This window comes from Algoriphagus zhangzhouensis (assembly GCF_900148515.1).
Lineage (GTDB): Bacteria > Bacteroidota > Bacteroidia > Cytophagales > Cyclobacteriaceae > Algoriphagus > Algoriphagus zhangzhouensis.
The window spans coordinates 50,000-62,450 of the sequence record NZ_FRXN01000004.1; the positions used below are offsets into that span (position 1 = coordinate 50,000).

The following is a 12,451-nucleotide window of genomic DNA, read 5'->3' on the forward strand; positions in this document are numbered from 1 at the left end:
AAAAGTTTGTTTAGCTTTTCTTTAAAATCTTTTTCACTAAACTCAAAATTCCCAATACAATAAAACCAATCACAATTCCAAAAATGAACTCCTGAATAAATGAAGGGATGGACTCCGGTAATAAGTGATGGAAAAAGTCAATCTTGTGTGCGAAAATCCCCCCTGAAACTAAGAATAGGGCGATTGTTCCTATAAATCCCAATGCTTTGATCACCATAGGAAGTGCATTGACTAGCAATCGTCCTACTTTGTCCGAAAAGCTATTAGTTTCTTCATTTAGATCAATGAGTTTGTAGCCGAATTCATCCATTCTAACAATCAAGGCAACGATTCCATAGACACCTACAGTTGCTAGAATGGCAATAATGGTAACTACGACGATCTGAGTAGTGATCGGAGAGCCTTCGACAGTTCCCAGTGCGATAATAATGATCTCAACAGAAAGGATAAAATCAGTGACAATAGCGGATTTCACTTTCTCTTTTTCTCGCTTGAGAATTTCATCCTTGCTCAACTTCTCATCCAAATCAACTTTGGACTCGTGGTGATGTGGAACAAAATACTCGTAGACTTTTTCTGCTCCTTCGTAGGCCAAATAAAGCCCACCGAGGATTAGAATAATAGTAACTGCAATCGGGACAAAAGCACTGAGTAGAAAGGCGACAGGAAGAATAATCACCTTGTTCAACAATGAACCTTTGGTAATTGCCCATAAAACAGGAAGCTCTCTGTCTGAAACAAACCCGGATGCTTTTTCGGCATTTACTGCCAAATCATCCCCTAAAATACCGGCAGTCTTTTTAGCTGCCACTTTACTCATTACTGAGACATCATCCATCAAGGTGGCGATATCATCCAACAGTGCAAATATTCCTGATGCCATTTCTAAAAGTCAAAATTGAAATCGAAGGGAAGATACAAGGAACAATCCCTTTGGACAATTTATTTTAAAAATAGGGACAAAGATGAAAGCAGAATCAGATTATATCTATTCAATTCTGCTTTCAAGTCCTTATTTAGATAGGAGATAGGTTCCTCCAGCCTGAGTGGGGAAGTAGAAAATATCTGCTTGGTCACCTGAATTTTCTGCAATTATTTTTCCTTGAGCATCTTTGATTTTCATACCACTTGGTACAAGGAAACTGCAAGATTTGCCTAGGTTTGAGGTGATTTGGCCTTCCATTATTTTTCCTTTTTCCCAAGAAAAATCAACCACAAATCCTCCTCTGGCATGCATTCCTTTCATGCTTCCTGATTGCCAATCAGAATCACTGGGTAAAGCAGGCAGAAGTCGAATGGTTTCCTCATTTCCATGACTTTGGAATAGCATTTCTATAATTCCTACAGTACCTCCGAAGTTTCCATCAATCTGAAACGGGGGATGGGCACAGAAAAGATTGCTATAGGTTCCTCCTTTTTGCATCACGATTTTTTCACCATCATCTGTGACTGGATCCAGTAGTTTTTTTAGCAAAACCAAAGCATGATCTCCATCACCAAGTCTTGCCCAGAAATTGATTTTCCAAGCTCTACTCCATCCAGTCCCATCGTCTCCTCTTATAGCCAGCGTTTTTTTAACAGCCTCTGCTAAATCAGGAGTATCCCATGGAGTGATTTCATCATAGGGGTGTAGACCATAAAGGTGAGAAACATGTCGATGTTGTGGTTCGGCATCTTCCCAGTCTTCTAGCCATTCATTCAAATCTCCTTTTGCACCAATTGAATTTGGAGCCAGATTCTTTCTTTTCTCTTTCAAATCTCTTACGAGATCTTGGTCGATTCCCAAGATTTCGGCTGCTTGAATGGTGTTTCCAAACAATTCTCTCGCAATTTGCATATCGATTGTTGGCCCCATTGCTGTAAAGCCTCTAAATCCGTCAGGCATCAGGTAAGAGTTCTCTGGTGAATTGGAAGGTGCGGTGACATAATAGCCATGCTTCGGTTCTTTGATCAAGACTGCGGCAAGGAACTCAGATGCTCCTTTCAATACCGGGTAGTATTCTTTTAGGAAAAGGGTGTCTCCGGTATATCTGAAGTGCTCCCATATATGTTCAGTCAGCCATGCACCGCCAGTCATAGTTGATCCCCAGCTAGCTCCTTCTCCAGGGGAAGTATACAACCAAGGATTGGAAATCACATGAGCGACCCAGCCTGGAGCATTATAGTACGCTTTTGCAGTTTTTGCTCCGTTTTCCATCAGATTATAGGTGAATTTGTGAAGTGGCTCTGCCAGTTCTCCATACCCCATCGGCTCTGCCAACCAATAATTCATTTGTACATTGATATCAATGTGATAGTCCCCATTCCAAGGAGTTTGATATTCTTGCGCCCAGATTCCTTGAAGATTCGATGGAAGTTCTCCAGGTTGAGAGGATGAGATCAATAGATATTTTCCGTAGTTGTAATACAAGACTGGTAACTGAGCATCTTTTCCACCTTGAGAATAATTTTTCAGTCTTTCCGGCGTACTCATGGATTGTACAACGGGATTAGAAGTATCCATTTTTAGAGAGTTTCGATTGTACCAAGCCTGAAAAGCTTTCAAATGTCTTTCTTTGGCTCCATCTAGTCTGAATGAGTTGATTCTAGATTTGACTTTTTCAAGTGGATTTCCATCTCTGGATGCAGGATTTTGGAGACTGTAATCAGTAGCTGCAGCAATGATGATAAAGACTTCCGACGATTCAGAAATTTTAATTTGATTATCAATTTGGGATAACTGTCCGTTGGATGGTATTACTTGAACCAAACTGGCAAACTTCATCCCTGGAAGGTCTTTATTTGGCAATTGACCTACCATTTGAAGTCGGTTCCCTTCCTCAATAGTTACTTTGGCATTTTCTTTTCGATCAAGTCCTAGTGAAAAATTCAGCCCATTTGATTTTTCGGAACTCACCCGAATAATCATCACTTGGTCTGGAATACTGGAATAGAATTCCTGAGAAATTTTGTTCCCGTTTCTATCCCAATTCACAGTGGCAATTGCCTCCACAAGGTTTAATATCCTTGAATATTCCCTCACTTCTGAGAGTGTGTCTTTCCAGGTAATCCATAGATCTCCCAAGGTTTGATAGGCTCCATAATGCTCTTTGGCACCTTTGGCATTTCCCGAACCAACCCCTTTGCTTACAAAGTTAGCTTGAAGTAGATCCTGAGCCTCTTTATTTTTTCCTTCGAGAAGTAAGTTTTGGATTTGTTCGAGGTATTGATTGGCGTCCTCCCTGTCAGCATCCTGCATTCCTCCAGACCACAATGACTTTTCATTCAAAATCAGTCTTTCTCGGTTTGGATTGCCAAAAATCATGGCTCCTAGACTTCCATTTCCAATCGGTAAAGATTCGGTAAAATTTTTGGCAGGAGTCTTAAAGTAGATAGTGTGATCTTGGGAATATCCAAAGAGAACCGGTATAAAATAAAACAGCAAATGTGCTATAAAAGAGATAGATATAGGTTTTTTCATGGGTTTGGATACTAAAATAATAAGGTCCAAGATACAAATCTATGAACGACTCAAAAGATGAAATATTAAAAAAGTACAATTATTTTGAAAAAAACTATGGTGTGAGTTTTTGGTGAATGGCCAAAACTTGTGGGATAAGCATTTTTGTATCTGTGTTTTTGATCACGAAATCCGCCCTTTCATTTTTTTCCTCATCCGGCATTTGCTGATCAATGATATGATTTACCTGATCTAATGATCTATGCGAATCTCTCATCAAAACACGAGAAATACGAATTTTAAGAGGGGAGCTTACATTGATGATAGCATCAAGTTTCTTCTCTCCTCCAGTTTCAAAAATCAATGCTGCTTCCTTTAGCACATAGGGAGCATTTTGATGAGAAGCCCAGATTTCAAAGTCTTTTCTCACAGCTGGATGCACGAGACTGTTGATCTTGGCTACTTTTTCTGTATCGGAAAACACTGTGGAGGCTAGATAGCTTCGATTTAAATTTCCCTCCGAATCATAACTATCAGTACCAAATGCTTCCTGTATTTTTGATTTTAATTCTTGATCAAAATTCATGAGCCATTTGGCTCGGTCATCTGCGTAATAAACTGGAATGTGGAGGATTTCAAAAATTTTGGCAACGGTGGATTTTCCTGAGCCTATTCCCCCGGTCAATCCAACTAATTTTGGACTACTCATACTTGAGATTTAAAAGAGAGGGTTCTACTCTTACCTGGTCCAGATAATCAGGTAGAGGTTTGATCTGAACAGAAATAGTAGAGTCTTGTTTGTTTCTTTTAGAGAAATCAAGAACAGCTTCAAATTCAATGTCTTTCAACTCTTCTGTTTTTCTTTCATCTACCAAGTAATACATCATGATGGTAGGGTTTTCTATTTCCAAACTGATGTTTTTCGGGAAATTCTCTTTTCTAACCCTAAGCCTTTTGTTTCCTTCAAAAAATCCCACGACATCCAAAGTAACCACCACTGAAGACTCTTCAATGGTAAGTAGGCCTTCATATTCTTTTGAGACTTCAAGGTTCACCTCTTTGCTCATATCTTGCTCAATTCTACTTTCATTGAGTTTGACAGGGTATTTGCCTTCCAATACTTCAAGTAGAGAGGAGGGACCTTTAACTGTAATCTGGCTTGGATCGAATGTAGGTTTATCAATCATTCGATAATTTTTGCCCAAGGTGTAACTCAATGAGTCCAAAACCGGGGTTAGTCGGATAGTTTGGATTTTGTCAATTTCGAAATCCAAGGAGTCCTGAACCATAGAAACCAACTGAGTAGGTGATAAAAATTCTGAAAGCCCTCTTTTTAAATCTGCTGTCATCATATATGACTGAGATGATGGGTTTTCCAATTCTATGGTATAAGGTGTATTGTTGATGTTGAAATACTTCCTCAAAAGATCCCAACCATTTCCGGAAATTTCTATTTCCACGGTTTTAGGAAGGTCTTTTACTGCCATGTAGTTTTCGTGATTGTATTCGAATTCTACTGGAAAATCGACAATAGTAGTATAGTCGTCCTTGTTCAGGGCGTTTAAAATCCAAAAAGTGGTAGCCGCTGCAACACAGAGGACTACCACTTTTAGATTAGAGAGTTTTTTGGGAGAAATCCCCGTTGGGGACTTTTTAATTTCCGGCAAAATTCAATCTTATTTGGTTGGTTTTTTTGAGAAATCCAGAGAGATAGCAGACTTTTCAACTTTTACTTTGAAGCCTCTATCCAATTCCAAGAAAACAGCATCTCCTTCTACGGAGCTTACTTTTCCATGGATACCGCCAATAGTTACGACGTCGTCTCCTTTTTTGATTTCTTCAATAAATTTCTTCGTTTCCTTTTGTTTTTTCTGCTGGGGACGAATCATAAAGAAATACATGATCAATATGATGGATCCGAATAGAAAAACCTGGCCCATAATGCCTGCGCCACCAGCCGAAGCCTGCGCCAAAATTATTGCTGTCATTGATTATCTTTTTACTGGACCAACTGGATTTGCGGCACCACCAACTTTAGGTGTTACAGTTCCGCGCATTCTCAATCGGGTTACAGTAGGGTTTGTGTTTGCCTGAATAGTTACAGTTGGAGCTTGAGCACCAGATTTTGCAGTAGAATTGAAAACTACTTTAACAAAACCTTCTTCTCCTGGATTGATTGGAGTCTTAGTCCAATCAGGGCTAGTACATCCGCAAGATGCAGTGATGTTGGAAATCACCAATGGAGCTTCACCGTTATTTGTGAAGTTAAACACGTGTTCTACAACTTGTCCTTCATTGATTGTTCCGAATTCATATTCCATTTCTGAAAACTCAAATCCACCCAAAGTGCTTGGATCAGCAGCAACAGTACTTTGTGCATTTACAGGAGTGATGGATGATCCTTTTGACTCAAGTTGAGCAATTTTATCTTCCAAAGCCTGGATTTTAGCATCTTGATCTGATTTTTGGCTACAAGCAGAACCTAAAGCGATCATTAGGGTCAATGCAGCTACACTTAATAGTTTCGCCTTCATATCAATTGTCTTTGTTTATTTGGTCAATTAGTTTGTTTACATCATTGAGCAGGTTTTCTGCCTTATTTTTGGCCTCACTGATGACACGCTTGCCTTCAGTTTTTGCCTCATTCAAGTGTAATTCTTTTCCTTCGACTAACTCCTCGATTAGATCTTCAAGCTCTTTTTTATATTTTGATAGTCTATAGGAAAGTCTATCTCGGGTGTTTGAACCGCTATCAGGTGCGAAAAGTACACCCATTGCTGCACCAACACCGGCGCCGATTACAAATGCAAGGAGTGAATTGCTGTTTTTGCTCATAGTATTTTTATTTATTGTCCAAAAGTCCTCGTCCACTCTTACGGATTTTTCCGCTGTCGGTTAACTCCTTGGCCATCACATCTAGCAGCCCATTGACAAATTGTTTACTCTTTGGAGTGCTATAAGTTTTGGAAATATCAATATACTCATTGATACTTACCTTTACAGGAATACTTGGAAAACGCTGCATCTCTGTAATCGCCATGGAAATGATGATTTTGTCAGTAAATGCCAAACGGTCAATATCCCAGTTTTTGGTTTTCTGAGCGATCAAAGCTTTATTCTCTTTATCACTCTCGATGGTGAAGTTAAAGATATTTTGAAAAAACTCCTTATCCTCATCCCAGTTCATTGCAATCTCTGGAAGCTGACCATCAGATTCTTCTCCTAAATTTGCAGCGTTTTTTAAAACTTTGGAAGCTAAGCTTCTAACTACCGACTTGTTCTCTGTCCAATTAAGGTCTTTTTCAGAGAAGTAGTTCAAAATCACATCGTTTTTGAACAAAATCTTCTTCAAAAGCTCATCAGCAGCATTCAAATCATCCTCTATTGTAGGATCTGTGATTTTCAAATACTCTTGATAAGCTTCAGATGGCTTGATATAATCTCTAAACCATTCTTTGATCTCCAATTCGATTTCTTCCAAGTCCACATTGTTGATGGCAACAGCTGCTTGGTAGGCATTAGATTCTCTTAGATTTTTAAGAACCTGATTATTTGCCAAGTTCAAATCACTCAAGAATCCTACTGCTCCACCTCCTTGGAATTTCTTCTTTTTCTCAAATTCATTAGAGACGTGTTGAGCGAAAGCCTGAAGCAGCTCAATAGGAAGGATGTAAAGTTGAGGGATTCTTTCGGCAGAGACAACCATGTTCTTCAACAAAAACTCTTGGTCTTTCTTGTTGGCATTGTGGAACTGCTGAATAGCTTCCAATGCTACTTTCTTGATTTTTGGATTGGTCTCCGCGTCTTTGATCAAGTCTTTGCTGTCTACGCCTCTTTCAAATAATTGAATAGTAGCGTCAGCATCTCGGTTGAGGGCGGCTTTATCCTGGACCTCCATACTGTTGAGGTCAGGTAGAAATGATTCCCGTATGAAATCTTTTGCAAGGTTGAAATTGGACCCCTTGCACTGCTCATAGGCATAAAGGTTTTGAAAAGCTTTGACCCTGAGGATTCTTCTGTTTAGCATAAGTCTGAGAACTAGCTGCAAATATAGACATTTTGGATGGGCTTCTCCCACCCGGATATGGACAAAAAAACCACCAGAATTAGCCTCTGGTGGTTTAAGGATTTGTTATGACTAAGTTTAGAAAGGAAGTTTGACTCTTCCGATCGCCTCAATTCTTTCTTTAGCAGCTGCAATAGCAGCCTGTTGAGCAGGGATTTGCTCTTTTTCAGATTTATTCAAAATGCTCAAGCAAGTGTCATAAATCTTCTCTGTTTGCTTGTAAACGATGTCTCTGTTGTATCCGCCAAAGTATTCAGCGCCTACATTAATTACGCCACCAGCATTGATTAAGAAGTCTGGAGCATAGATGATTCCTTTTTCCAATAGGATTTGACCGTGCTTGGCTTCGTCTTTCAATTGGTTATTTGCACCACCAGCGATGACTGCACACTTTAAGCGATCAATTGTTTCATCATTGATTGTAGCACCCAGAGCACATGGAGCATAGATATCCATATCCAAATCATAAATGACGTTTGGATCGATGGCTACGGCTCCAGTTTCTTTAGCCACAGACTTAAGTTTGTCTTCAAAGATGTCAGTGATCATCACTTCAGCTCCTTCTTTTACCAAATGCTTGATTAGGTATTGACCAACTTGCCCAACACCTTGAACACAGATTTTCTTTCCTTCCAAAGAATCTGATCCGAAAGCTTTATTTGCTGCGGCTTTCATACCCATGTAAGTACCAAAAGCAGTTACTGGAGAAGGATCTCCACCACCACCTTTGATTTCTGGTAGGCCAGTTACATGTTTGGTTTCCATTCCAATATATTCCATATCAGATGTCTTCATGTTGACATCTTCTGCGGTCACATATCTTCCTCCCAAACTTTGTACAAATCGGCCGAACCTTCTTAGGAAAGCCTCATTTTTCAATTTAGGATTACCGATGATTACCGCTTTACCACCTCCAAGGTTCAATCCGGCTAATGCATTCTTGAATGTCATTCCTCTGGATAGTCTTAGGACATCGGTGATAGCCTCCTCTTCGGTTGCATAAGGCCACATGCGGGTTCCGCCTAGGGCAGGACCTAAAGTAGTGTTATGAATTCCGATCAGTGCTTTGAGGCCGGTCGCCTCGTCATGGCAAATTACTAATTGCTCATGGTCCATCTGGGTGATCTGACCAAATATGGATCCTTCTTTCACGGTTTCTGAAGCTTTAATCTCTAACATGTGAACTTCGCTTTTTAGAATGTGTTATATTTGGGTTGCTCCTTTAATAAAAAGGCCGGTACAAAATTAAATACTTTTATTGGCCTACAAAGGATTAATATACCTAGAATAATCAATCTATTTCCTCGATTTTAAAGTTTTTATTTGGTGAAGCCGCTCTGGAGACTCAATAAATATTTGTACAAGTACAAGGGATTGTTGCTGTTGGGAATACTTTTTACGGTAATCTCAAACATTTTCGTAATAATTCCAGCTCAACTGGTAAGGCTTGCCATAGATTATGTGGTAGAGAGTTTTTCCATTTTTAAGCCTTTGGAGCAAGGAGGAATGGGTGATTTAGCCCGAGATAATTTCTTAAAATATGTCTTGGTCTTTGGTGTTTTGATTTTGGTAATGGCTCTTTTAAGGGGTTTTTTCCTTTTTCTAATTCGCCAGACAATCATCATCATGTCTCGAAGAGTCGAATATGACATCAAAAACGAGATTTATGAAAAGTATCAAAGTCTTCCTTTAAGCTTTTATAGAAAAAATAGTACTGGGGATTTGATGGCGCGCATCACAGAAGATGTTAGTAGGGTTAGAATGTATTTGGGTCCAGCTATCATGTATGGATTGAATCTACTGATTCTATTTCCATTGGTGATTAGTTACATGGTCATGGTCAATCCTGAATTGACTCTATATGCCTTGTTGCCTCTTCCAGTTTTATCCATCAGTATTTACTTTGTAAACAATCTGATCAATGAACGATCAGAAAAAATCCAGAGAAGTCTTTCCGGATTGAGCACATTCGTACAGGAAGCATTTTCAGGGATTCGCGTTCTAAAAGCATTTGTCAGAGAAAATGACAGTGTCAGGGACTTTGCCGATGCCAGCGAAGATTACAAAGAAAAGTCTATTCGCTTGACCCGAGTGAATGCTTTATTCTTTCCACTGATCATGGCCTTGGTAGGGATCTCTACCATTATCACCGTTTATGTGGGGGGAATTCAGGTAATCAATGGAGAGATAGGGTACGGAGTAATAGCGGAGTTTATTCTTTATGTGAATATGCTTACGTGGCCTGTGACTTCCTTGGGATGGGTAACGAGTATCGTGCAAAGAGCAGCTGCTTCTCAGACTAGGATCAATGAATTTTTGGATGAGAAAAATGATATCATCAGTACCGAGAATATTAAAACTTCGATTGATGGAGGTATTAAAGTAAAGGATTTGACTTTTGTTTATCCTGATTCTGGTATCAAAGCTCTGGATGATGTGAGTTTTGAAATCAAAGCAGGTCAAACATTGGGAATCATCGGAACTACTGGATCTGGAAAATCTACCATTGCCAATTTGCTGATGAGGATGTATGATCCTAAAAATGGAGAGATCAGGATTGATGGAAAGAATATTGAGTCCTATAATATTTCCCATTTGAGAAAAAACATCGGATATGTTCCCCAAGATGTGTTCTTGTTTTCAGATACCATTGGAAATAATATCGCTTTTGGTTTGGATCGACCTGATCAAACTATCATTCATCAGGCTGCAAAAGATGCAGATGTCTACCAAAATATTGTTGATTTTCCTAAGGGCTTTGAAACCATGCTAGGTGAGAGGGGAATTACGCTTTCTGGAGGACAAAAGCAGCGAGTTTCTATTGCTAGAGCAATTGCTAAGGAACCTAAGATTCTGATTTTGGATGATTGTCTTTCTGCAGTGGATACGAAGACAGAAAATGTTATCCTGGAAGCTTTGAAGAAGATCATGAAGGATAGGACGTCTGTGATTATTTCTCATAGGGTATCTTCTGCTAAACTCGCTGATCAGATCATTGTATTGGATGATGGGAAGATTATTGAGCGCGGAAATCATGAATCTCTCATGAGTCAAAAGGGTGTGTATGCTGAGCTTTATGAAAAGCAAACTCAAGCCGGTGAGTCTGTGGACAACGATCTTTAATCGGTAAGCTATTGATTTCTAATTTTTTATTTCTTTAACTTGATAATTCAATCAAAATCAGATTTTTAGCTATGACCACAAGTAAAAAAGGAATCAGTGATATCGAGGAGACTCTTCAAGAAATAGGAGATAAAATCGAGGAATTAATCAAAAAGGGCGCTGATGCAGGTGCCGATGTAAAAGAGGAAATCGAAAAGAAAATCGAGGACCTTAAATCCAACAAGACGACTCTTGAAGAGGAGCTGAAAAAGGGAAAAGAGATGTTGGAAAAGGAATTTAAAGAGAAGAAGGATGAATTTGAACCAAAATTCCAAGAGTCCAAAGGTCTATTCAAAGAAGGGTTGAAGCAAATTGGTCTAGCGTTCAAGGCGCTTTTCGGCAAAAAGTAATAGGAGAATTATTCATACACCAATAGAAAAGAAGCCCCGAATTTTCGGGGCTTCTTTCATTTATTTTTCTTGGAGAGCATTGCACCTATCATAAGAAGGATCGATGTCAATAAAGACGTCCTCTTTGGCGGTGACAAACCATGTACTTAAAATATCGTCCTCTTTTCTTCGAAGAGTAGCTGCTTTCATCTTCTCATAGTCATCACTCATATTGGCGCGATGAGCAGGATATTTAGCCTTGTAGAATAGAATTCTAACTTTGGTTCCTTCTCTAGGGTCTTCAAATCTCATTGGCTTGGAGATGGTTCCTACCTCCATACTATCCAAAGTAAAATACAAAACTGGATCTTCAAGCGTTCTTAGTGTCAATCTATTGGAGCTAGTACCTGGATCTGTGAAGAAGCCACCATTATCAGAAGTGTTTCTATCGTCAGAATATTCTTTAGCAGCTTTCGCAAATTCTATTGTACCAGCTTGAATTTCATTTTTCAAACTATCCAAATAGCGTTCAGTCTTCAGGATGTCATCTTCATTAGCCTTAGGGATAATCAAAATATGACGAGTATTGTATGTGTTGTTTTTGATTTCCAACAATTGGATCATATGAAAACCAAACTGAGATTCTACAGGGTCAGAAATTTCACCTTGTCTCAATCCCAAAGCGGCACCTTCATATTCCGGTACCATTTGTCCTCTGGCGGAAAATCCTAAATCTCCTCCATTGGCAGCAGAACCTGGATCTTCAGAATATTGAGTAGCTAATTCTGCAAAGTCTGCTTTACCTGCCTCAATATCAGCTTTGAATTGCTTCAATTGATTATAGATTTGCTCTTTAGTTTGAGCATTTACTTCTGGTTTTCTTACAATCTGACCAACTGTTACCTCTGCAGAAAAGAAAGGTAGGGAATCGGTCGGGATACTTTCAAAGAAACTTTTCACTTCCGCAGGAGAGACAGTCAATCCTTCTGTGATTTTACCTCTCATTCTCTCAACGACCATTTGCTCCCTGATCAAATCTTCCATTTCGGCCTTCAACTGATCTGCAGTTTTTCCATACATCTGTAGGATCATGTCTTCGTTACCTCCAAACTGCTGCAATACCATATTGAAGCGGTTTTCTGTCTGAAGCATTACTTCCGGATCAGTAACTATTACCGAATCTATCTCAGCTTTGGCAACCATCAATTTGTTGATGATCAGTGTTTCAAAAATCTCACATCTGGTTGGCGGAGTCATTCCCTGTTGGGTTTGAGCAATGGCTTCCAAGAAAGTCTGCTGTACATCTGATTCCAGTAAAATATTGTTATCGACTTTTGCGACAATTTTGTCCAATACTTGACCAGATACAGGGTTTTCCTGAGCGTTGCTTTGGTGGAAGACCAATAGGCTTAGAAATGCGGCTGCGAGTAGGTTTAATTTATTCATTGGGTATAA

General features: G+C 39.4%; 12 protein-coding genes. 2 read left to right on the forward strand and 10 right to left on the reverse strand.

Annotation, left to right across the window (positions count from 1 at the left end; translation table 11 throughout):
* Positions 1 to 10: 10 nt before the first annotated feature.
* The 9 genes from BUF13_RS14375 to BUF13_RS14415 all read right to left on the reverse strand — a co-directional run bounded on the left by BUF13_RS14375 (position 11) and on the right by BUF13_RS14415 (position 8,684).
* Positions 11 to 883, reverse strand: coding sequence for a DUF808 domain-containing protein (locus tag BUF13_RS14375; protein ID WP_073572529.1), 873 nt, complete (start codon positions 881 to 883; stop codon positions 11 to 13).
* A 129-nt stretch (positions 884 to 1,012) separates the two neighbouring features.
* Positions 1,013 to 3,460, reverse strand: a complete 2,448-nt coding sequence (locus tag BUF13_RS14380) for a glycoside hydrolase family 95 protein (protein WP_083586469.1) — start codon at positions 3,458 to 3,460, stop codon at positions 1,013 to 1,015.
* Between the two features lie 94 nt (positions 3,461 to 3,554).
* Positions 3,555 to 4,148 carry a dephospho-CoA kinase gene (coaE, locus tag BUF13_RS14385; RefSeq protein WP_073572530.1) on the reverse strand — a complete coding sequence of 198 codons (594 nt, stop codon included), beginning with the start codon at positions 4,146 to 4,148 and terminating at the stop codon, positions 3,555 to 3,557.
* The gene (locus BUF13_RS14390) at positions 4,141 to 5,106 is read right to left on the reverse strand and encodes a YbbR-like domain-containing protein (protein ID WP_073572531.1); all 966 of its coding nucleotides are present in this window, start codon (positions 5,104 to 5,106) and stop codon (positions 4,141 to 4,143) included. Before BUF13_RS14390 ends, coaE begins: the two co-directional genes overlap by 8 nt.
* 9 nt (positions 5,107 to 5,115) lie before the next feature.
* Entirely contained in the window at positions 5,116 to 5,427 is a 312-nt protein-coding gene (yajC, locus tag BUF13_RS14395) for a preprotein translocase subunit YajC (RefSeq protein WP_073572532.1), read from the reverse strand.
* Positions 5,428 to 5,430: 3 nt separating this feature from the next.
* Positions 5,431 to 5,973 (reverse strand): DUF1573 domain-containing protein, encoded by a 543-nt coding sequence (locus BUF13_RS14400; RefSeq protein ID WP_073572533.1) that lies wholly within the window; start codon positions 5,971 to 5,973, stop codon positions 5,431 to 5,433.
* 1 nt (position 5,974) lies between these two features.
* Positions 5,975 to 6,274, reverse strand: coding sequence for a YtxH domain-containing protein (locus BUF13_RS14405; RefSeq protein ID WP_073572534.1), 300 nt, complete (start codon positions 6,272 to 6,274; stop codon positions 5,975 to 5,977).
* Between the two features lie 7 nt (positions 6,275 to 6,281).
* Positions 6,282 to 7,466 (reverse strand): transcription antitermination factor NusB, encoded by a 1,185-nt coding sequence (gene nusB / locus BUF13_RS14410; RefSeq protein WP_073572535.1) that lies wholly within the window; start codon positions 7,464 to 7,466, stop codon positions 6,282 to 6,284.
* A gap of 117 nt (positions 7,467 to 7,583) precedes the next feature.
* The gene (locus BUF13_RS14415) at positions 7,584 to 8,684 is read right to left on the reverse strand and encodes a Glu/Leu/Phe/Val dehydrogenase dimerization domain-containing protein (RefSeq protein WP_073572536.1); all 1,101 of its coding nucleotides are present in this window, start codon (positions 8,682 to 8,684) and stop codon (positions 7,584 to 7,586) included.
* 147 nt (positions 8,685 to 8,831) lie between these two features.
* Here BUF13_RS14415 and BUF13_RS14420 point away from each other — a divergent pair, with 147 nt between their 5' ends.
* Both BUF13_RS14420 and BUF13_RS14425 read left to right on the forward strand, forming a co-directional pair.
* Positions 8,832 to 10,628: an ABC transporter ATP-binding protein gene (locus tag BUF13_RS14420; protein ID WP_073572537.1), complete on the forward strand. Its 1,797-nt coding sequence runs from the start codon at positions 8,832 to 8,834 to the stop codon at positions 10,626 to 10,628.
* 71 nt (positions 10,629 to 10,699) lie between these two features.
* A complete protein-coding gene (locus BUF13_RS14425) occupies positions 10,700 to 11,017 on the forward strand; it encodes a Clp protease/crotonase-like domain-containing protein (protein WP_073572538.1) in 318 nt (105 codons plus the stop codon).
* A gap of 60 nt (positions 11,018 to 11,077) precedes the next feature.
* Here the strand turns inward: BUF13_RS14425 and BUF13_RS14430 are convergent, their stop codons facing one another.
* Complete coding sequence (locus BUF13_RS14430) at positions 11,078 to 12,442, reverse strand: peptidylprolyl isomerase (RefSeq protein ID WP_073572852.1); 1,365 nt, start codon at positions 12,440 to 12,442, stop codon at positions 11,078 to 11,080.
* Positions 12,443 to 12,451: the final 9 nt, after the last annotated feature.